Source organism: Massilia sp. LjRoot122, from assembly GCF_964252725.1.
In the GTDB taxonomy this organism is placed as follows: domain Bacteria; phylum Pseudomonadota; class Gammaproteobacteria; order Burkholderiales; family Burkholderiaceae_D; genus Telluria.
The window spans coordinates 1,165,555-1,185,932 of record NZ_CAXUPB020000001.1 but is presented as its reverse complement, the minus strand read 5'-3'; the positions used below and the strand labels follow the sequence as shown (position 1 = coordinate 1,185,932).

General features: G+C 65.9%; 23 protein-coding genes and 1 tRNA gene. 12 read left to right on the top strand and 12 right to left on the bottom strand.

Annotated elements, in window-relative coordinates:
• Positions 1-19: 19 nt before the first annotated feature.
• The 7 genes from lspA (at position 20) to ACSQ25_RS05125 (ending at position 6,419) form a co-directional block, all read left to right on the top strand.
• Complete coding sequence (gene lspA / locus ACSQ25_RS05155; RefSeq protein ID WP_436108025.1) at positions 20-550, top strand: signal peptidase II; 531 nt, start codon at positions 20-22, stop codon at positions 548-550.
• A gap of 23 nt (positions 551-573) precedes the next feature.
• Positions 574-1,794 carry a bifunctional phosphopantothenoylcysteine decarboxylase/phosphopantothenate--cysteine ligase CoaBC gene (gene coaBC, locus ACSQ25_RS05150; RefSeq protein ID WP_436108024.1) on the top strand — a complete coding sequence of 407 codons (1,221 nt, stop codon included), beginning with the start codon at positions 574-576 and terminating at the stop codon, positions 1,792-1,794.
• 13 nt (positions 1,795-1,807) lie between these two features.
• Positions 1,808-2,257 (top strand): dUTP diphosphatase, encoded by a 450-nt coding sequence (gene dut, locus ACSQ25_RS05145; protein ID WP_436104633.1) that lies wholly within the window; start codon positions 1,808-1,810, stop codon positions 2,255-2,257.
• Positions 2,258-2,364: 107 nt separating this feature from the next.
• Positions 2,365-3,363 carry a M48 family metalloprotease gene (locus ACSQ25_RS05140; RefSeq protein WP_436104632.1) on the top strand — a complete coding sequence of 333 codons (999 nt, stop codon included), beginning with the start codon at positions 2,365-2,367 and terminating at the stop codon, positions 3,361-3,363.
• Positions 3,364-3,591: 228 nt separating this feature from the next.
• Complete coding sequence (locus ACSQ25_RS05135; protein ID WP_436104631.1) at positions 3,592-4,620, top strand: XdhC family protein; 1,029 nt, start codon at positions 3,592-3,594, stop codon at positions 4,618-4,620.
• Positions 4,621-4,635: 15 nt separating this feature from the next.
• Positions 4,636-5,541, top strand: a complete 906-nt coding sequence (locus ACSQ25_RS05130; protein WP_436104630.1) for a DMT family transporter — start codon at positions 4,636-4,638, stop codon at positions 5,539-5,541.
• A complete protein-coding gene (locus tag ACSQ25_RS05125) occupies positions 5,538-6,419 on the top strand; it encodes a DNA-3-methyladenine glycosylase family protein (RefSeq protein ID WP_436104629.1) in 882 nt (293 codons plus the stop codon). The genes ACSQ25_RS05130 and ACSQ25_RS05125 overlap by 4 nt, the downstream gene beginning before the upstream one ends.
• A gap of 2 nt (positions 6,420-6,421) precedes the next feature.
• Here ACSQ25_RS05125 and ACSQ25_RS05120 read toward each other — a convergent pair whose 3' ends face one another.
• The gene (locus ACSQ25_RS05120; protein ID WP_369093767.1) at positions 6,422-6,835 is read right to left on the bottom strand and encodes a T6SS immunity protein Tdi1 domain-containing protein; all 414 of its coding nucleotides are present in this window, start codon (positions 6,833-6,835) and stop codon (positions 6,422-6,424) included.
• A 148-nt stretch (positions 6,836-6,983) separates the two neighbouring features.
• Positions 6,984-7,060 (bottom strand) — tRNA-Met (locus tag ACSQ25_RS05115).
• Positions 7,061-7,199: 139 nt separating this feature from the next.
• On the opposite strand from ACSQ25_RS05115, the gene ACSQ25_RS05110 reads away from it, so the two are divergent.
• The 4 genes from ACSQ25_RS05110 to ACSQ25_RS05095 all read left to right on the top strand — a co-directional run bounded on the left by ACSQ25_RS05110 (position 7,200) and on the right by ACSQ25_RS05095 (position 10,407).
• Entirely contained in the window at positions 7,200-7,781 is a 582-nt protein-coding gene (locus ACSQ25_RS05110; RefSeq protein ID WP_436104628.1) for an NUDIX hydrolase, read from the top strand.
• Positions 7,782-7,797: 16 nt separating this feature from the next.
• Positions 7,798-8,520, top strand: coding sequence for a leucyl/phenylalanyl-tRNA--protein transferase (gene aat, locus ACSQ25_RS05105; protein ID WP_436104627.1), 723 nt, complete (start codon positions 7,798-7,800; stop codon positions 8,518-8,520).
• 62 nt (positions 8,521-8,582) lie between these two features.
• The gene (locus tag ACSQ25_RS05100; RefSeq protein ID WP_436104626.1) at positions 8,583-9,311 is read left to right on the top strand and encodes an arginyltransferase; all 729 of its coding nucleotides are present in this window, start codon (positions 8,583-8,585) and stop codon (positions 9,309-9,311) included.
• A gap of 58 nt (positions 9,312-9,369) precedes the next feature.
• Positions 9,370-10,407 carry a quinone-dependent dihydroorotate dehydrogenase gene (locus tag ACSQ25_RS05095; protein ID WP_436104625.1) on the top strand — a complete coding sequence of 346 codons (1,038 nt, stop codon included), beginning with the start codon at positions 9,370-9,372 and terminating at the stop codon, positions 10,405-10,407.
• Positions 10,408-10,441: 34 nt separating this feature from the next.
• Here the strand turns inward: ACSQ25_RS05095 and ACSQ25_RS05090 are convergent, their stop codons facing one another.
• The 7 genes from ACSQ25_RS05090 to ACSQ25_RS05060 form a co-directional block, all read right to left on the bottom strand.
• On the bottom strand, positions 10,442-11,371 hold the full coding sequence (locus ACSQ25_RS05090; RefSeq protein WP_436104624.1) for a CysB family HTH-type transcriptional regulator: 930 nt from the start codon (positions 11,369-11,371) through the stop codon (positions 10,442-10,444).
• Positions 11,368-12,441, bottom strand: a complete 1,074-nt coding sequence (locus ACSQ25_RS05085; RefSeq protein ID WP_436104623.1) for a sulfate/molybdate ABC transporter ATP-binding protein — start codon at positions 12,439-12,441, stop codon at positions 11,368-11,370. Before ACSQ25_RS05085 ends, ACSQ25_RS05090 begins: the two co-directional genes overlap by 4 nt.
• Positions 12,438-13,358, bottom strand: a complete 921-nt coding sequence (gene cysW / locus ACSQ25_RS05080; protein WP_436104622.1) for a sulfate ABC transporter permease subunit CysW — start codon at positions 13,356-13,358, stop codon at positions 12,438-12,440. The genes ACSQ25_RS05085 and cysW overlap by 4 nt, the downstream gene beginning before the upstream one ends.
• Positions 13,355-14,200, bottom strand: coding sequence for a sulfate ABC transporter permease subunit CysT (gene cysT, locus ACSQ25_RS05075; protein WP_436104621.1), 846 nt, complete (start codon positions 14,198-14,200; stop codon positions 13,355-13,357). Before cysT ends, cysW begins: the two co-directional genes overlap by 4 nt.
• A 120-nt stretch (positions 14,201-14,320) precedes the next feature.
• Entirely contained in the window at positions 14,321-15,094 is a 774-nt protein-coding gene (locus tag ACSQ25_RS05070) for a sulfite exporter TauE/SafE family protein (RefSeq protein WP_436104620.1), read from the bottom strand.
• A 120-nt stretch (positions 15,095-15,214) separates the two neighbouring features.
• Entirely contained in the window at positions 15,215-15,853 is a 639-nt protein-coding gene (locus tag ACSQ25_RS05065) for a peroxiredoxin (protein WP_436104619.1), read from the bottom strand.
• Between the two features lie 84 nt (positions 15,854-15,937).
• A complete protein-coding gene (locus ACSQ25_RS05060; RefSeq protein ID WP_436104618.1) occupies positions 15,938-16,324 on the bottom strand; it encodes a diacylglycerol kinase in 387 nt (128 codons plus the stop codon).
• 133 nt (positions 16,325-16,457) lie between these two features.
• Here ACSQ25_RS05060 and ACSQ25_RS05055 point away from each other — a divergent pair, with 133 nt between their 5' ends.
• A complete protein-coding gene (locus tag ACSQ25_RS05055) occupies positions 16,458-17,258 on the top strand; it encodes an IclR family transcriptional regulator (protein WP_436104617.1) in 801 nt (266 codons plus the stop codon).
• A gap of 4 nt (positions 17,259-17,262) precedes the next feature.
• On the opposite strand, the gene ACSQ25_RS05050 is transcribed toward ACSQ25_RS05055, so the two are convergent.
• From ACSQ25_RS05050 to ACSQ25_RS05040, 3 genes are all read right to left on the bottom strand, one after another.
• Positions 17,263-18,450, bottom strand: coding sequence for a serine hydrolase (locus ACSQ25_RS05050; protein ID WP_436104616.1), 1,188 nt, complete (start codon positions 18,448-18,450; stop codon positions 17,263-17,265).
• A 135-nt stretch (positions 18,451-18,585) separates the two neighbouring features.
• Positions 18,586-19,281 carry a nitroreductase gene (locus tag ACSQ25_RS05045; RefSeq protein WP_436104615.1) on the bottom strand — a complete coding sequence of 232 codons (696 nt, stop codon included), beginning with the start codon at positions 19,279-19,281 and terminating at the stop codon, positions 18,586-18,588.
• Entirely contained in the window at positions 19,278-20,198 is a 921-nt protein-coding gene (locus ACSQ25_RS05040; RefSeq protein ID WP_436104614.1) for a DMT family transporter, read from the bottom strand. The genes ACSQ25_RS05045 and ACSQ25_RS05040 overlap by 4 nt, the downstream gene beginning before the upstream one ends.
• Positions 20,199-20,378 lie beyond the last annotated feature (180 nt).

Sequence of the window (20,378 nt, the reverse complement as noted above, 5' to 3'; positions counted from 1 at the left end):
GGGTACCACTTCCTCTACCATGGCCACCAAAAAGAAAACCGCATCGCCGGGCGCCAAGCCCGTCTACAAGAGCTCCGCCAGCCTGTTCCCGTGGCTCGGCCTTTCCCTGATCATCGTGCTGCTCGACCAGGTCACCAAGCTCACCGTCGAGCGCACCTTTGCTTATGGCGAGCGGCTGCCGATCACGGGCTTCTTCAACCTGATCAAGGTCTACAACCCGGGCGCGGCCTTCAGCTTCCTGGGCGACGCCAGCGGCTGGCAGCGCTACTTCTTCCTCGCGATCGCGATCGGCGCGGTGGGCTTCTGCCTGTACATGATGAAGAAGAACGCCAGCCAGCGCCTGTTCTGCTTCGCGCTAGGCCTGATCATGGCGGGCGCCATCGGCAACGGCATCGACCGTGTGGTGCATGGTCACGTGATCGATTTCCTCGATTTCTACTGGACCGGCATCGGCCACTTCCCGGCGTTTAACATCGCCGACATCGGCATCTCGATCGGCGCCGTGCTGTTCGTCGTCGACGAGCTGCGCCGTGTAAACAAGTCGTCCTGAACGCATCTGGAGGCATCATGAGCATGGACCTGAAGGGGAAGAAGATCGTCCTCGGCCTGACCGGCGGCGTGGCCTGCTACAAGGCGGCGGAACTGTGCCGTGCGCTGACCAAGGAAGGCGCCAGCGTGCAGGTGGTGATGACCGAGGCGGCCACCCACTTCATCGGCACGGTCACCATGCAGGCCCTGTCCGGCAAGCCGGTCTACACCGACCAGTGGGACCCGCGCATGGCCAACAACATGGCCCACATCGACCTCACGCGCGAGGCCGACGCGATCCTGGTCGCGCCCTGCTCGGCCGACTTCATCCGCAAGCTGGCGCACGGCGCCTGCGACGACCTGCTGTCGACCCTGTGCGTGGCGCGCCCGCGCCGGGTGCCGCTGCTGGTGGCGCCGGCGATGAACGTCGAGATGTGGGAAAACCCGGCGACCGCGCGCAACGTGGCCCAGATCCGCGACGACGGTGTGTGCCTGTTCGGCCCCGCAGCCGGTTCCCAGGCCTGCGGCGAGACCGGCCTGGGCCGCATGCTCGAGCCGGAAGAACTGGTCGAAGAACTGATCGCTTCCTTCCAGCACAAGCTGCTGGCCGGGCGCCGCGTGCTGATCACGGCCGGGCCTACCTTCGAGCCGATCGACCCGGTGCGCGGCATCACCAACCTCTCCTCGGGCAAGATGGGCTACGCCGTGGCGCGCGCCGCGCGCGAAGCCGGCGCCGAAGTCACCCTGGTCACCGGCCCGACCTCGCTGCCGACCCCGCACGGGGTGCGCCGCATCGATGTGCTCACCGCCCAGCAGATGCACGACGTCGTCATGGCCGGCATCGAAGGCCAGCACGTCTTCATCGGCGTGGCCGCGGTGGCCGACTGGCGCGTGGCGAATGCCAGCGACCAGAAGCTCAAGAAGCTCGATGACGGCGGCGCGCCCCAGCTGGAATTCGTGCAGAACGCCGACATCCTGGCCACCGTCGCCGCGACCACTACGCTGTCCGGCTGGCCCTACTGCGTGGGCTTCGCGGCCGAATCCGAGAACCTGATGGCCTACGGTCCGGCCAAGCGCGAGAAAAAAGGCATTCCCCTGTTGGTGGGCAATATCGGGCCACAGACTTTCGGGCAGGATGAGAACACCATCATCCTGTTCGACGACAACGGCCATACCGTGCTGCCACGCGCCGACAAACTGAGCCTGGCACGCCAGCTGGTGTCCGAAATCGCGAAGCGCCTCGAACGGCGCTCGCTACTTACCTGAATAGCAGAACAGCATGAAGAACATCGATCTCAAAATCCTCGACCCGCGCATGAAGGAGCTGCTGCCGGCCTACGGCACGCCCGGCAGCGCCGGCCTGGACCTGCGTGCCTGCATCGACGCGCCCCTGGTCATCGAACCCGGCCAGACCGTGCTGGTGCCGACCGGCCTGGCGATCCACATCGGCGATCCGGGCTATGCGGCCATGATCCTGCCGCGCAGTGGACTCGGCCATAAGAACGGCATCGTTCTCGGCAATCTGGTAGGCTTGATCGACTCCGACTACCAGGGCCAGCTGATGGTCTCGACCTGGAACCGCGGCCATGCCACGTTCACGCTGCAGCCGCTGGATCGGCTCGCCCAGCTCGTGATCGTGCCCGTGCTGCAGGTGGGCTTCAATGTGGTGGAGGAGTTCGCATCGAGCGAACGGGGCGCCGGAGGGTTCGGCAGCACCGGCAAACAATAAAGAAGAAAGGAAGAAGGAGGAGCATGATCCGCATTCATCGTTTGCGTCAGACTGCGCTAGGAATCGCTATTGCAGCATTGCTGTCGGCCTGCGCCACGCAGGGACCGATGCAGCCGGGCCAATCGTTCCCACCGGGACAGGCGGCGCCGCAGACCCCGCAAGTGACACCGGAGATGACGGCTGCGGCCGAGACCCTCACCCGGATGGCGACGCTGCAGGACCGCCTGTACAAGGTGTCCGCGCCCCTCCTCATCGACAATGCGGAACTGTGCACACGCCACGCGCGCAACCTGCTCGGCTTCACCGCCAAGAACCGCCACACCTATCCGGGCAGCTACAACGATGCCGCGCACATGGTGCTCGGCATGGGCGAGCGCCTGCAGGTGACCAATGTGCTGGCCGGCAGCGGCGCCGCCAAGGCCGGCCTGCGCAACGGCGACGAACTGGTGGCCGCCGCCAACAAGCCGCTGCCGACCGGTGCTGGTGCGCTGTCCCGGGCCGGCGCCGTGTTCGGCCCCATCGTCGCAAAGCAGGCCAGCCTGCCGCTGACGATCGAGCGCCGCGGTTCGCAACTCGACCTGACCATCCCGGTGACCCGCGCCTGCGCCTTCGGCATCGAACTGGGCAACGCCGACAACGTCAATGCCTACGCCGACGGCCAGCGCGTGATGGTCACGCGCGGCATGATGGGCTTCGTGCAGAGCGACGACGAACTGGCCTACGTGGTGGCGCACACCATGGCGCACAACATGCTGGGCCACGCCGCCAGCCAGCGCAACGCGGCCACCATCGGCAGCATCATCGACAACCTCACCCGGATCTCGCCGGATACCTCGATGCTGATCGGCAGCGGCGGCATCAAGGCGATGCCGGCCACGCTCGACAGCTCGGCCGACCGCCTCGCGGTCTACCTGCTGGCGCGGGCCGACTACCGCATCGAAGGGGTGGCCGGGTTCTGGAAACGCTTTGCCGAGACCTATCCGGCGACGGTCCTGAACGGCCACATGGCCAACCATCCCGCGCTGCCCCAGCGCATGGCGAGCATCGACAAGGCGGTGGCCGAGATCAAGGCGAAGAAGTCGGCCAACAAGCCGCTGACGCCGTAGGGTGGGCGGCTTTGCCGCCCACGCGGTGATAGTTTGCAGCGAGATCATTCGGCGCGGGAGCGGAGCCGTTAGCAATCACCGCGTGGGCGGGTAACCCGCCCACCCTACAGAAGCCTTACCCACCGATCGCGGACGCCTCGTGCGTCCGCGATCGTTTCTGCCCTCCTCCGGCAAGCCTGGCCTGTTTTTTGTATCATTGCCCTCTCGACCACCACAGCAGCAGGCATCATGGACAGCATCGACCTCGACGTACTGAAGACCTGCGAGGCCTGGCTCGCCGCGGGCCGCCGCTGCCAGCTGGTGACCGTCATCAAGACCTGGGGCTCGAGCCCGCGCCCGATCGGCGCGACCCTGGCCATCTGCGAGGACGGCAGCGTGGTCGGTTCGGTCTCGGGCGGCTGCATCGAGGACGACCTGGTCGACAAGGTGCGCGCCAACGGCATCGAACTGGCGCGTCCCGGGATCGTCAGCTACGGCATCAGCGCCGACGAGGCGCACCGCTTCGGCCTGCCCTGCGGCGGCACCATCGAACTGGCCATCGAGCCGCTGTCGCAGGACAGCCGCATCGGCGAACTGCTGAAGCGCCTGGGCGAGGGCGAACTGGTGGAGCGCCGCGTGGCGCTGGCGACCGGCGCGGTCAGCCTGGCGCGCGCCGATGCCGGCGCCGTGCAGCGCGTGGAAGACGGCGTGCTCGCCACCATCCACGGCCCGCGCTGGCGCCTGTTCATCATCGGCGCCGGCCCGCTGTCGCGCTTCCTGGCCCAGGTGGCGAGCGGCATGGATTACCGCGTCGTCGTGTGCGACCCGCGCGAGGAATACCGCAGCGGCTGGAACCTGCCTGGCGTGGAGCTGGTGCACGCCATGCCCGACGACCTGGTGATCGAGGCGCGCCTGGATGCGCGCAGCGCGGTCGTCGCCCTCACCCACGATCCCAAGCTGGACGACCTGGCGCTGATGGAAGCGCTCAAGTCCGAGGCCTTCTACGTCGGCGCGATCGGCTCGCGCCTGAACAACGAGAAGCGCCGCGAACGCCTCAAGCTGTTCGACCTCGGTGATGCCCAGCTGGCGCGCCTGCATGGCCCGGTGGGCATCTACATCGGCAGCAAGACCCCGGCCGAGATCGCGATCTCGATCATGGCCGAAATGACGGCCGTGAAGAACGGCGTGCCGGCCGGGCTGCTGGTGCCGCATGCCGCCGCGCGGCAGCAAGAACCGGATGGCGCCCCGTGCGCCGTGCCGCCACAATCGACCCTTTGATCCCGCACGAGCCCGATGAATACCGCAAACATGCTGCGCCTGGTGGTGCTGGCCGCCATCTGGGGCGGCTCCTTTCTCTTCATGCGCATCGCCGCGCCGGTGCTCGGCCCCGCCGTGCTGATCGAATACCGGGTGCTGTTCGCAGCCCTGTTCCTGGCCGCCGTCGCCTGGGTCATGCGGCGCCGGGGCAAAGGCACGCCGCTCGACCTGCGCCAGCACTGGAAGCACTACCTGATCCTGGGCTTCTTCAATTCGGCCTTGCCCTTCCTGCTGTTCGCCTTCGCGGCGCGCACGCTGTCGGCCTCGGTGCTCTCGGTGCTGAACGCCACCGCGCCGATGTTCGGGGCCCTGGTCGGCGCCGTGTGGGCGCGCCATATGGTATCGGGCCGCGCAGCGCTCGGCCTGGTGCTGGGCACGGTCGGCGTGAGCCTGCTGGTCGGCTTCGACCACGTGTCCGAGCGTCCCGGCGCGGCCCTCGCCATCGGTGCGGCGCTGGTGGCGGCCTTCAGCTACAGCGTCGCCAGCCAGTACGCCAAATCGGCCAGGTCGGTGGCACCCTTCGCGAATGCGCACGGCTCGATGTGGGCGGCGACGCTGTGCGTGATCCCGGCCCTGGCCTTCTTCCCCGCGCCGGGCGAACCGACCGTGGGCATCATGGCGGCGGTGCTGGCGCTGGGCGTGCTGTGCAGCGGCATCGCCTACATCCTCTACTTCAAGCTGATCGAGGAAGTCGGCACCACCTCGGCGCTCACGGTGACCTTCCTGAACCCGATGTTCGGCATCCTGTGGGGCGCGCTCTTCCTGCATGAGGTGATCGGCTGGCATACGCTGCTCGGCTCGGCCATCGTGCTGGTCGGGACTGCCCTGGTGACCGGTTTCGTGCCCTCCTTCCTGCGTGCGCCGCTCGCGCAGGCCAAATGATGCGCTCCGGGATCGCGCTCGACCTGCCTCCAGGCTACCGCACGCAGGACGTGCTGGCTTTCCACAGCCGGGATGCCGAAGGCGTCGCGGAGCAAGTGATGCCCGGCGGCCTGCGCAAGGGCGTGCTGCTCGAGGGCGTGCCGGTGCTGCTGGAAGTCGCGTTCGAGCCTGCCGCCGCGCGCTGCACGGTCGACGCCGACGGGGCGCTGACGCCGGAGCTGCTGGTGCGCGCCCGCGATGCGCTGCTCAACATCCTCGGCCTGCGCATCGACCCGGCCCCATTCGAAGCCTTCGCGCGCACCGATCCCGCGCTGGGTCCGGTGGTGGCGCGCCAGCCCGGCCTGCGCATCGTCCAGTCCGCCACCGTGTTCGAAGCCCTGACCTGGGCCATCATCGGCCAGCAGATCAACCTGCCTTTCGCGATCGCGCTGCGCCGGACCTTCATCCAGCTGGCCGGCCGTGCGCATGCGAGCGGCCTGTGGTGCTATCCGGAGGCAGGTGACGTCGCCCGGCTGGCCCTGGAAGACCTGTGCAGCCGAAAATTCTCGCGCTCGAAAGCCGAGACCCTGCTGCGCCTGGCGCAACTGGTGGTCGACGGCAGCGTCGTGCTCGACCGCGAACGCCCGGTGGCCGAGGTCGTGCAGGAATTACTGGCCGTGAAGGGCATCGGCCCCTGGACCGTCAACTACGCCCTGCTGCGCGGCTACGGCTACCCCGACTGTTCGCTGGAAGGCGACGTGGCCATCCGCACCGCCTTCCACCGCCTGCTGGGCGGCGAGGCACGTCCGGACATTCCGGCCACGCAGCGCCTGCTGGAACGCTATGCGCCGCACCGCACGATGGCGGCTGCCTACCTGTGGGCCAGCCTGAGCGAGTAGTGTCAGTTCCAGCGCGGCAGGTCATCGAACTGCTGCGCACTCTCCCCTGAAAAACGGATCAGTTCCGGCAGCGGCACCGTGGCCAGGTTGTCGCGCCCGTAGTGACCGCCCAGCGCGCTCGGAATCTTGAGGCAATACTTGCGCCCCTCGGCCAGCGGGCCCAGGGTGGATTCCGCCAGGTGCACGACTTCCGGCATGTACCAGTCGTTCAGGAAATCCTGGTTGTAGGCCAATGCGTCGAGCGCGGCGCGGCTGTCGGCCACCGGCTCGCAGCACAGGTCTTGCGGCCGCAGCCGCCAGTAGCGCCCTTCGTCGTCGCGGATGATGAGGTTGCCGAATGCATTGGACCCAAGGACTTCGACAGCGGTCAAGCCGACCCAGCCCCAGGCGTCGTTGATGTCGTCTACGTTGATCATGTGGTCCCCCCATGGTTCGCAGTTGGACAAGGCTGGCTCGACAACATTCCGTGCGGATGCGTCCGGTTTGACCTGCGTCGTATGGGAAGGAAAACGGGGCTGGAATTGAAAAAGCCGTTGATCCTTGCGAATCAACGGCTTCGAATTCTGGTTGCGGGGACAGGATTTGAACCTGTGACCTTCGGGTTATGAGCCCGACGAGCTGCCAGACTGCTCCACCCCGCGTCTGATGAAATGAATTATACGCTCATACGGTCTTTTAGGCAAATGCAATCCTGCCCCAGGGCCACCGCAGCGCGCCGGCGGCGGCCAAAGGCGAGGAAATCAGTGTAAAGTAAGCACAATATCAACCTGCCGCCGACCTATGAAATTCTGTTCCGAGTGCGCCCATCCCGTCGCCCTGTCGATCCCCGAAGGCGACAACCGGCCGCGCTACGTTTGTCCGCACTGCCACACCATCCACTACCAGAATCCCAAGCTGGTCATCGGCTCGATCCCCGTCTGGGAACAGGACGGCAAACTGCAGGTACTGCTGTGCAAGCGCGCGATCGAGCCGCGCTACGGCTACTGGACGCTGCCGGCCGGCTTCATGGAAAACGAGGAAACCACCGAGCAGGCCGCCGTGCGTGAAACCGAGGAGGAAGCCGGCGCCGACGTCGAGCTCGGCAACCTGTTCACCCTGCTCAACGTCGCCCACGTGCACCAAGTCCACCTGTTCTACCTGGCGCGGCTGCGCACGCTCGACTTCGCCCCTGGCGAAGAAAGCCTGGAAGTGCAGCTGTTCACGCAGAACGAGATCCCCTGGGACGAACTGGCTTTCCCAACGGTACGTACGACGCTGGAACTCTTCTTTGCCGACCGCGTCAAAGTGCGCGAGGGCGGCAGCTACGGTTTCCATAGCCGGGACATCGTGCGCCCGATGCTGGCTCCCCGCGAACCCGACTGATTCGATAGAAGCCGCCATGATTCCCTGGCTCGAGCCGACATCGCCCTTCCCCGACGTATCCGAGGCGCTGACGATCGACGCTCCCGGCCTGCTCGCGGCCGGCGCCGACCTGTCGCCCCAGCGCCTGCTGCTGGCTTACCAGAACGGCATCTTCCCCTGGTTCTCCGAAGGCCAGCCCATCCTGTGGTGGAGCACCGACCCGCGCATGGTGCTGCGCCCCGAGCGCTTCAAGATCAGCGACAGCCTCCGGAAAACCCTGCGCCGCGTCGAGCGCAGCCGCCTCGAGGGTGGTCCGTGGGACGTGCGCTTCGACACGGTCTTCGAAGCCGTGATGCGTGCCTGCGCCGCACCGCGCAAGGACGGGCCGGGCACCTGGATCTCGGAAGACATCATCGACGGCTATACCGGCCTGCACGCGATGGGCTATGCCCACTCGGCCGAGGTCTGGCACGAGGGCGAGCTGGTGGGCGGCGCCTACGGCGTCTGCATCGGCCGCATGTTCTACGGCGAATCGATGTTCGCACGGGTGACGGACGCATCCAAGGTGGCGCTGGCCTACCTGGTCGCCTTCCTGCGCAGCCAGGGCGTGCAGATGATCGACTGCCAGCAGGAGACCGGCCACCTGGCTTCGCTGGGCGCCTCGCCGATTCCGCGCAGCGCCTTCCTGGCGCACCTGCGCCAGGCCATCCGCGAGCCGGCCATCCCCCGCTGGGCGCCGGTGACTCCGTTGACTGGCTAACAGTGGTGGCCCTTCGAATTCGTTAGAATAGGTCCAATCACGTCGTCTCGAGAGCTTTTTGCATGACGCACTTAAATGACCTGCCCTTCGCCACGCTGCAGTTCTACACGACGGCGCCCTATCCCTGCAGTTACCTCGACGCCCGCCAGGCCCGTTCGCAGGTGGCGACTCCTTCGCACCTCATCAATGCCGACGTGTATTCCGAGCTGGTGCGCAACGGTTTCCGCCGCAGCGGCATCTTTACCTACCGCCCCTATTGCGACGGCTGCCAGGCCTGCATCCCGGTGCGGGTCAAGTGCGAAGACTTCACGCCCAGCCGCACCCAGCGCCGCGCCTGGAAGCGCCATGGCGACCTGGTCGCGATGGTGGCCAACCTCGCCTTCTCGGACGAGCACTACGCGCTCTACCTGCGCTACCAGACCACCCGCCACGTCGGCGGCGGCATGGACCAGGACAGCCGCGACCAGTACGCCCAGTTCCTGCTGCAGAGCCGCGTGAACACCCGCCTGGTCGAGTTCCGCGAACCCGACGGCCTGCTGCGCATGGTCTCGATCATCGACGTGCTGTCCGACGGCCTGTCCTCGGTCTACACCTTCTTCGATCCGGACGTGGCGGGTGCCTCCTTCGGCACCTACAACGTGATGTGGCAGGTAAACCAGGCGCGCGAACTCGGCCTCCAGTACGTCTACCTCGGCTACTGGATCGAGCAGAGCCCAAAGATGGCCTACAAGATCAACTTCCGCCCGCTGGAAGCGCGTGTCAAGGGCGTCTGGAGCGTGCTGGAGCGCTGAGGGCCGCCGCGTTCTCGCGGCGCTGTAAAATGGCGGGAGTCCTTATTACGAGTCCCCCATGTCCGACAAGCTCCTGTACTCCCTCGCCCGCCCGCTGCTGTTCTCGCTCGATGCCGAGCAAGCCCATAACCTCGCCCTGCCGCTGCTGCGCCGCGCCGCCGCACTCGGCCTGACGAAGCTGGCGAGCCGGCCCGCACCGGACCCGCGCACGGTCATGGGCATCACCTTCCCGAACCCGGTCGGCCTGGCCGCTGGTCTCGACAAGGACGGCGCCTACATCGACGGCCTGGCCTCGCTCGGCTTCGGCTCGATCGAGATCGGTACCGTGACGCCGCGCCCCCAGGGCGGCAACCCGAAGCCGCGCATCTTCCGCCTGCCGCAGGCGCAGGGCATCATCAACCGCATGGGCTTCAACAACGGCGGCGTGGACGCCTTCGTCGCCAACGTGCAGGCCTCGCGCTTCTACCAGGACAAGCAGGGCGTGCTGGGCCTGAACATCGGCAAGAACGCCGACACCCCGATCGAGCGCGCCGCCGACGACTACCTGCACTGCCTGCGCAAGGTCTATCCCTACGCCAGCTACGTGACGGTCAACATCTCGTCGCCGAATACCAAGAACCTGCGCCAGCTCCAAGGGGAGTCGGAGCTCGACGCCCTGCTGGCGCAGTTGAAGGAAGAGCAGCTGCGGCTGGCCGACCAGCACAAGCGCTATGTGCCGGTAGCGCTGAAGATCGCCCCGGACATCGACGGCGACCAGGTACGCAACATCGCCGGCGCCCTGCTGCGCCACAAGATCGACGGGGTGATCGCCACCAACACCACGCTCAGCCGCACCGCCGTACAGGGCATGCAGCACGGCGAGGAAGCGGGCGGCCTGTCGGGCGCGCCCGTGTTCGAGCTGTCGAACACCGTGATCCGCCTGTTGAAGGCCGAGCTGGGCGACGCGCTGCCGATCATCGGCGTCGGCGGCATCATGCGCGGCGAGGATGCGCGCGCCAAGATCGCCGCCGGCGCCCAGCTGGTGCAGCTCTACACCGGCTTCATTTATGCCGGCCCGGCGCTGATCCGCGATTGCGCGGCCGCACTGCGCCGCTGAAGGAGGAATCCTGGGGAGTGAGTGGTAGCGGCGCTCACTCCGCCGCCTGCAAGGCCTGCTCGATATCCGCCCGCGTATACCCTTGGGCAAAGCGCTCGATGAAGTGATAGGCATACGCGCGCAGGTACGAGCCCTTGCGCACGGCGAGCCGCGTCACGTTCGGCGCGAACAGGTGCGAGGCTTCGATCGCCCGCATCCCCTTGTCGCGTCCATGATCGAAGGCCATCGAGGCCACGATCCCCACGCCCATCCCCAGCGCCACGTACTGCTTGATGACGTCCGAGTCCATCGCGGTGAGCACGATGTCCGGCGCCAGGCCCGCTTCGACGAAAGCCGCATCGATGTGGCTGCGGCCGGTGAAGCCGACGTCGTAGGTGATGAGCGGATACTCGGCCAGGTCTTCCAGCCGCAGCGGCGTGGCCGAGGTAAAGATCGGATGTCCTTCCGGCGCCACGATCAGGTGGCTCCAGCGGTAGCATGGGAAGGACACCAGGTCCGGGAAGGCCGACAGGCCCTCGGTCGCGATGCCGATGTCGGCCTTGCCCGACAGGACCCATTCGGCGATGTGTTCCGGCGCGCTCTGCTGCAGGGCGATGCGCACGCCCGGGAAGGCGTTGCGGAAGGACTGCACCACCTGCGGCAGTGCATAGCGCGCCTGGGTGTGGGTGACGGCCACCGTCAGGGTGCCGCTGTCCTGGGCCGCGAATTCGCGGCTGGCCTGCTGCAGGTTCTCGGCTTCCACCAGCAGCTTCTCGACGATCTTGAGGATGCCCTTGCCCGGCGGCGTCAGGCCGGTCAGGCGCTTGCCGTTGCGCTCGAAGATCTCGACCCCGAGCTCTTCCTCGAGCTCGCGGATCTGGCGCGACACGCCGGGCTGCGAGGTGAACAGCGCATTGGCCACCTCGGTCAGGTTGAAGTCGCGGCGTGCGGCCTCGCGCACGGAACGCAGCTGCTGGAAGTTCATATGCCCTCTCCCGCGTCCACGAAGACTTCGATGCGGCGCGGCCTGACCACCAGGGTCTCGCCTTCCTTGAAGCCCTGGCGCGAGAACAGCTCGTTCGGGATCACGGCCTCGATCAGCTGCTGGTTGTCGGCACGTTCCAGGTCGAGCTGGGCCAGCGGGCCGATCGCATGGGCGCGGCGCAGCTTCGCGACCACGCCGTCGGCACCCGGCGTATAGCGTTCGACGTCGAGCTCGTGCGGACGCACGTAGCCGATGCCTTCGCCGTTGCGCACAGCCGCATGTTCGGGCGCCTGGAACTGCACGTCGCCGCTGGCCAGCACGCCTTCGTGCACGCGGCCGTGGAACAGATTCACGTTACCCAGGAAGCCGTAGACGAAGGGCGACGCCGGCTTGTTGTACACGGCGTCGGGCGTGCCGAGCTGCTCGATGCGGCCCTTGTTCATCAAGACCACCTGGTCGGCCACTTCCAGCGCTTCTTCCTGGTCGTGGGTGACGAAGATCGAGGTCACGTGCAGGTCGTCGTGCAGGCGGCGCAGCCAGCGCCGCAGTTCCTTGCGCACCTTGGCATCCAGTGCGCCGAAGGGTTCGTCGAGCAGCAGGACGCGCGGCTCCACCGCCAAGGCGCGGGCCAATGCAATCCGCTGGCGCTGGCCGCCCGAGAGCTGGGGCGGGTAGCGGTCGGCGATCCAGTCGAGCTGCACGAGTTCGAGCAGTTGGCGCACCTTGTCGCGGATCTGCTGCTCGGACGGGCGCTCCTTGCGCGGCTTGACGCGCAGGCCGAAGGCGACGTTCTCGAACACGGTCATGTGCTTGAACAGCGCATAGTGCTGGAACACGAAGCCGACCTGGCGCTCGCGCACGTGGCGGTGCGAAGCGTCCTGGCCGTCGAGCAGCACGGCGCCCGAATCGGGGTGTTCCAGGCCTGCGATGACGCGCAACAGGGTCGTCTTGCCACAGCCGGAAGGGCCGAGCAAGGCGGTCAGCTGCCCGTCCGGGAACTGGAGCGAGACGTCGTCGAGCGCGGTGAACTGGCCGAACTGTTTGCGGATATGCTGGACTTCGATGGTCATGCTGCGTGCTCCATGTTACGTTCGTCTGCGGCTGCCTTCTTGGCCTGGTGCAGGCGCCATTCGATAAAACTCTTCACCGCCAGCGTGACCAGCGCGAGCAGCGCCAGCAGCGATGCGATCGCGAACGCGGCCGTGAAGTTGTATTCGTTGTAGAGAATCTCGACCTGCAGCGGCATGGTGTTGGTCTCGCCGCGGATGTGGCCCGACACCACCGACACCGCGCCGAACTCGCCCATGGCGCGCGCGTTGCACAGGATCACGCCGTACAGCAGGCCCCACTTGATGTTCGGGATCGTCACGCGCCAGAAGGTCGACCAGCCCGAGGCCCCCAGCACCAGCGCCGCCTCTTCCTCTTCGGTGCCCTGCTGCTGCATCAGCGGAATCAGCTCGCGTGCGACGAAGGGGAAGGTAATGAAGATGGTCGCCAGCACGATCCCCGGCACCGCGAACAGGATCTTGATGTCGTGTTCCGCCAGCCATTCGCCGAACCAGCCCTGGGCGCCGAACAGCAGTACGTAGATCAGGCCGGCGATCACCGGCGACACCGAGAACGGCAGGTCGATCAGCGTCAAGAGGATGCTCTTGCCGCGGAATTCGAACTTGGCGATGGCCCAGGCGGCGGCGACGCCGAACACCAGGTTCAGCGGCACCGAGATACCGGCGGCGATGAGGGTGAGCTTGATGGCCGACAGCGCGTCCGGGTCGCGGATCGATTCGAGGTAGACGTCCCAGCCGCGCTTGAGCGCCTCATGGAACACGGCCGCCAGCGGCACGAACAGGAACAGGGTCAGGAAGGCCAGGGCCGCCGCGATCAGCAGGTAGCGGACCCAGTCCGGCTCCAGCACGTTGTTCTTCGAACGGCGCACGGGGGCGGCGGTCTTTGGCGCCGGCTGGATGTTGTCGAGGACTGCGCTCATTTCTTGCCTGCCCGTTTGCGGGTCCATGCCTGCAGCAGGTTAATCGTCAGCAGCAGGATGAAGGAGATGACCAGCATGACCACCGCGATCGCCGTGGCGCCCGCGTAGTCGTACTGCTCGAGTTTGGTGATGATGAACAGCGGCGTGATCTCGGACACCATCGGCAGGTTGCCCGCGATGAAGATCACCGAGCCGTATTCGCCGGTGGCGCGCGCGAAGGCCAGCGCGAAGCCGGTCAGCAGCGCCGGCACGATCGCCGGCAGCACCACGCGCCAGAAGGTCTGCAGCGGCGAGGCGCCCAGGCTGGCGGCGGCTTCTTCCAGCTCGCGCTCGGCTTCTTCCAGCACCGGCTGCACCGTGCGCACCACGAAGGGCAGGCCGATGAAGGTCAGCGCCACCAGCACGCCGAGCGGGGTGAAGGCCACCTTGATGCCGAACTTGGCCAGCTGTTCGCCGATCAGGCCATTGTGCGAGTACAGGGCGGTCAGCGTGATGCCGGCCACCGCCGTGGGCAGGGCGAAGGGCAGGTCGACCAGGGCGTCGATGATGCGCTTGCCCGGGAAGGTGTAGCGCACCAGCACCCAGGCCACGATGCCGCCGAAGATCACGTTGATGAAGGCGGCCAGCAGCGAGGCGCCGAAGCTGAGCTTGTAGGATGCGACCACGCGCTCGGAAGTGACGGCGGTCCAGAACGCGTCCCAGCTCATCGTGAAGGTCTTCAGGAAGACGGCCGACAGCGGGATCAGGACGATCAGTGCGAGGTAGAAAATCGTGAAGCCGAGCGAGATGCCAAAACCGGGGATGACCCGGCCCGGAGATCTGCGTGGCGCTATGGTTTGCATGGAAGCCCTTATAACGAATTCTTCTAACGGGATACCATAATCGCACGCAGCCCTTATATTACAAACGAAACTTTCCTCATTTGTATAGACGGTTTCGGCTATTAGGCAGTAGCAAAGAAATCAGAAAACCAGCTTGGCCGCCACGCCGGTCAACGTGGTTGCGAGCAGGCCGCGCAGCACGCGCTCCGGCACCTTGCGCGCCGCCATGGCACCAAGGGTAATGCCCGGCACCGAGCCGATGAGCAGGGTCAGCAGCAGCATCCAGTCGATCGAACCCAGCCACCAGTGACCGACCGCGGCGATCGCGGTCAGCGGCACGGCATAGGCGATGTCGGTGCCGGCCACTTCGGCCGGCGTGAGGCGCGGATAGAGCATGACCAGCAAGGTGGCGCCGATCGCGCCCGCCCCGATCGAGGACACGGTGACGAGCACGCCCAGCACCGCACCCGAGACGACGGTGGCCGTGGTGAGCGCCCTGCCCTGCAGCTGGCGTCCCGGCCTGGCGTTGACCCAGGCCAGCATGCGGGCGCGGAACAGCAGCGCGACCACGGTCAGCATCACGGAGACGGCGATCGAATAGCGGATGAGCTGGCCGATTTCGGCGTCGAGTCCGCCGAAATGTTTCAGCGCCAGGGTCGCCACCAGCGCGGCCGGCAAGGCGCCCAGGCACAGGCGGCCGACGATAGGCCAGTGGACGGTACGGTTGAAGCGATGGGTGATGGTGCCGACGCCCTTGGTGATGGACGCGAAGGCCAGGTCGGTGCCGACGGCGACCGAAGGCGAGACGCCGAACAGCAGCGTGAGCAGCGGCGTCATGAGTGAACCGCCGCCCACGCCGGTCATGCCGACCAGTAGCCCTACTGCAAAACCCGCGATGATATACGTCGTCGACATGCCTTTACCCCTAAGTTAATGCACAGGGTAAGGTGACTCGGCAGTTAGGCAAACAACAGGTTTCTTATTTGCTTATGCGGGGTCATCGGCGGCAGTGCCGCCGATGACGAATGGCGGCAATTACTTGTTCGGCTGCGGGGTCAGGCGCAGGTAAGGACGCGGCGAGGTATAGCCTTTCGGATACTTCTGCTGGATGACAGCCGGATCCTGCACGGTCAGCGGGATGATGACGTCGTCGCCATCTTTCCAGTTGCCCGGGGTGGCCACGGTGTAGCCGTCGGTCAGCTGCAGGGCGTCGATCACGCGCAGCACTTCGTCGAAGTTGCGGCCGGTGCTCATCGGGTAGGTGATCATCAGGCGCACCTTCTTGGCCGGGTCGATCACGAACAGCGAGCGCACGGTGGCGGTGGCCGAGGCTTCCGGGTGAATCATGTCGTACAGGGTAGAGACCGATTTGTCGGCGTCGGCGATGATCGGGAAACCGACCACGGTCTGCTGGGTTTCTTCGATGTCCTTGATCCAGTCGCGGTGCTGGTCGGCCGGGTCCACCGACAGCGCGATCGCCTTGACATTACGCTTGTCGAATTCCGGCTTCAGCTTGGCAGTCAGGCCCAGCTCGGTCGTGCAGACCGGGGTGAAGTCGGCCGGGTGCGAGAACAGCACCACCCAGGAATCGCCCGCCCATTCGTGGAAACGGATCTTGCCGATGCTGGAATCCTGCTCGAAATCGGGGGCGGTATCGCCAAGGCGTAAGCTCATCGTAATTTCTCCATGGTGGACGACGGGTGGCTGGCCAGTCTAAGTGGACTCGACCATTAATCAAACGACAGCTTTGTAATTTGCTTAGAAAAATCGACTGTACAGGACGACAGCCCAGGTCGCCACTGCCAGAAGCAGGGTCAGGGCGACCGCCGCGCTGCCCATGTCCTTGGCCACCTTCGACAGCGGATGGCGCTCGAGCGAGATGCGGTCGACGATCGCTTCGATGGCCGAGTTGATGATCTCGACGATCAGCACCAGGATCAGCACGCCGACCAAGACCAGTTTCTGGAAGCCGGACACCGGCAGCAGCAGGGCCGCCACGGTGGCGATGGCGATCACCACGACCTCCTGCCGGAAGGCAGCCTCGCTGCGCCAGGCCCAGGCCAGGCCGTCGCGGGTGTTGCGGCAGGCTGCGAGAATGCGGTCGATGCCGCGCCTGGTCTTGAACTCGCTGATCGGGTGTTCCATGGCTTGCTCGAAAAGAATGTTGGAATATCATTATGCCCCGCCGGCAAGACCTTGCACACCAAAGCCCATCGGTTTGCATCCGCGTTTCACATCATGGTATAAAGGGGCAATACTGCACCGCACCAAGCACCTCATGAAAATGGAAACCTCAGAACTGGCAGCGCCGACACCCGGCAAGACGTCGATCCAGGTCATCGAACGCATGATGGCCCTGCTCGATGCGCTGGCCACGTACTCCGATCCGGTGAGCCTCAAGGAATTGTCGAAGGTCTCCGGCCTGCATCCCTCGACCGCCCACCGCATCCTGAACGACATGGTGGTCACGCGCTTCGTCGACCGGGTCGAGCCGGGCACCTACCGCCTCGGTATGCGCCTGCTGGAACTGGGGAACGTCGTGAAAAGCCGGCTGTCGGTGCGCGAAGCGGCGCTCGATTTCATGCGCGCCCTGCACAAGAAAACCCAGCAGACCGTGAACCTGTCGGTGCGCCAGGGCGACGAGATCGTCTACATCGACCGCGCCTATTCCGAGCGCTCCGGCATGCAGGTGGTGCGCGCGATCGGCGGCCGGGCGCCGCTGCACCTGACCTCGACCGGCAAGCTGTTCCTGTCGATCGACGACGCCAAGACGATCCGCGCCTATGCCACGCGCACCGGGCTGGCGGGCCACAACAAGAATTCGATCACCGACCTGGCGCGCTTTGAGCGCGAGCTGAGCCTGGTCCGGGCGCGCGGCTATGCGCGCGACAACGAGGAGCTGGAACTGGGCGTGCGCTGCATGGCCGCCGGCATCCATGACGACAGCGGCAAGCTGGTGGCCGGCCTGTCGATCTCGGCCCCGGCCGACCGCCTGCAGGAAGAATGGCTGGATGACCTGGTGCAGACCGCGTCGAGTATTTCCGCCACCCTCGGCTACCGCCCTACTCCGGCAGTCTGAACTGCTAGTGCAGCACCGGCGCCGACACGGTGGCGGTGCTGATGATCTGCGTATCGTTCGCCCCCAGGGTGCCCGGCGTCAGCACGTCGACCTTGCTCGGCGCCAGCGCTTCCAGGAAGCGGCGCACCCGGCCGGCATCGGCGGTGCGCGACATCTTTCCCTTCGAATCCAGGAACACCATGATCACGTTGCGACCCTGGATGGCTGCCTGCATCACCAGGCAGCGCCCCGCTTCGTTGATGAAACCGGTTTTCTGCAGGCCGATGTTCCAGTCGGGCAGCGCCACCAGGTAGTTGGTGTTGGCGTAGCGCATCGGGCGGCCGCTTGCCTTCACGACCGAGTTCGGCGTGGTGGAATATTCGCGCAGCAGCGGCTCATGGTAAGCCGTGGAGACCAGGCGCGCCAGGTCGCGCGCGCTCGACACGTTGCGGCTCGACAGGCCGCTCGAGTCGACGAAGCGGGTGTCTTTCATTCCGAGTGCGCGCGCCTGGGCGTTCATGGCCGCCACGAAGGCATCGATACCACCCGGGTAGTTGCGCCCGAGCGCGGACGCGGCGCGGTTTTCCGAACTCATCAGGGCAATGTGCAGCAGCTCGCGGCGCGTCATGCGCGTTCCCACCGGCAGGCGCGAGCTGGAATACTTGTGGCGGTCGACGTCGGCGTCGGTGATGCGCAGGGTTTCGTCGAGGTCCTGTTTGGCCTGCACCACGACCAGTCCGGTCATGAGCTTGGTGATGGAGGCGATCGGCAGGGCGACGTTGGCGTTCTTTTCGAACAGGACTTCGGAGCTGTTCTGGTCGAGCACGAAGGCGACGTTCGAGCGCAGCGACAGCGGATCGGTGGTGCGGCGCAGGCCGGCGGCGTCGCCGACCGTGCGCAGATCGATGGCAAGGGCGGGCGCGGCGCGCCGGACCAGCTGGTAGGTGACCTTGCGCTTGCCGCGCACCATTTCCACGCGGCGCACCATGCGCTGGCGGTTGTCGTCCGCGATGACCTGGGCCAGGTCCTTGCGCTTGCCGCGCACGGTCTTGCGGACCGTCGCGCGCTTCTTCTTGACGACCTTCTTCTTGGCGGCCTTGGACTTGGATTCGGCACCTGCGCCCACGCCCGCACCTGCGCCCGCACCTGCCCCGTGGACAGGCTGGAAGGCAAACAGCAGCGAAACGATGGCAGCCAATGCAAGTTTGAACATCTGGATCCCTTCGGCGCAAACTGATGAGGTACGGATGAAGTTTAGCGGATCGAGGCCTGATCGCAAGCGAAAATTAGAATCCGTGCGGCAACACCGAATAAGAACAAGCCTTTGCAATCAAGTATTTACAATAGCTTACTCCAGGAAGCGCGCGAACTGTGCCGGCTTTTCGCGTTCGGTCACCAGCGTGTTCTCGATCTTGTCCGGATCGGCCCAGCCGAGGGCCATACCGCACACCACCATTTCATTCTCCGGCAACCCGAGCTGCTGTGCAATCACGCGGTGATACTGTGTGAAGGCCGCCTGCGGGCAAGTGTCGAGGCCGCGCCCGCGCGCGGCGACCATGATGTTTTGCAGGAACATGCCGTAGTCGAGCCAGGAGCCCTGCTCCATGATGCGGTCGATGGTGAAGATCAGGCCGACCGGCGCGTCGAAGAAGCGGTAGTTGCGCGCATGCTGGGCCGCCATGCCGGCCTTGTTGTCGCGCGTGAGTCCCAGCAGCGAATACAGGTCCCAGCCCACCTTGCGGCGGCGGTCGACGTAGGGCGAGATCCATTCGCGCGGATAGTAGGCATATTCCTCGGTGTGGCGGCGCGCCCCCTCGGGGTCGGCGTTCGCCGCCAGGATCGCCTCGCTCAGGTCGCGGCGCGCCTGCCCCGTCAGCACATAGACTTTCCACGGTTGGGTGTTGGTGCCGGACGGCGCGCGCGCGGCCACCTCGAGGATGCGCTCGACGTCGGCCCGCTCGACCGGCTTGTCCAGAAACGCGCGGATGGAACGGCGCGAAGTGATGGCCGCGTCGACGGCTTCCTGCTGGGGGCTGGTGATCATGGGCTCTCCTTGTTGTTGGCTTGCTTGACGACGAATGCGACACCCAGCACGGCGATGACCATGCCGGCCAGTGCCAGGGGGCTGAACGACTCGCCGAACAGCAGCCAGGCCATGACGGCGGTGGTGGGCGGCGTCAGGTACATCAGGCTGGTGACTTCAGTAGCGCGGCTGCGCCGGATCAGGGTGAACAGCAAAAACAGCGCGCCGATCGACAGCGCGAAAATCGACCACAGCCAGGCAGCGATGAACTCCACACTCCAGGTCACTGTCGAAAAGCGCAGGTCCAGGCCTTCCAGCACGATGGCCAGCGGCAGCAGCGCCACCACGGTGGCGGCGAACTGGATCACGGTGCCGGTGCGCAAATCGAAGCCCGGACACCAGCGTTTCTGGTACATGGTGCCGGCTGTGATGCACAGCAGCGCGAACACGCACAGCACGATGCCGGCCGCGCTCAGGCCGGCCAGGTGCAGCTTGGCCTGTACCACCAGCGCCACACCGGAGAGGCCGAGCACGAAGCCGAGCCACTGGCGCGGCCTTACCCGTTCGCCGATCAGGGGCGCAGCGGCGGCCGTCAGGACAGGCTGCATGCCGACGATGAGGGCGGTCAGTCCGGCCGGCATGCCGAGCTCGATGGCAGCCCAGACGCCGCCGAGGTAGCCGGCCTGCAGCAGCAATCCCGCGACCGCGACGTGCAGCAACTGGCCGCGCGGCCAAGGCGCGCGCACGATGAACACGACCGGCAGCAGCACGGCCAGCACGCCCAGGCAGCGCAGGATCAGGAAGGTGAGCGGCGGCGCATATGGCAGGCCGAGCTTGGCGACGATGAAGCCGGTACTCCACAGGAACACGAACAGCAGCGGCACCGGCGACAGCCAGGATGCGGACGGGACGGGATGGGTGCTGGTGCTGGAGGACATGGATGGATGCTGCACAGCAGCTTATTCCGAACGACTTGGTGAAAACACAAGCCATGAGTCTACCACGCTGTCGAAAGCGGGCCGGGCGCTGTCGCCGTTTCAACATTTCTTGCGTTAAATCAAGCCTAAGTCTTTGAAATTTCTTGCAATCAATGCATTCAAGAAATTTATGAACAGATT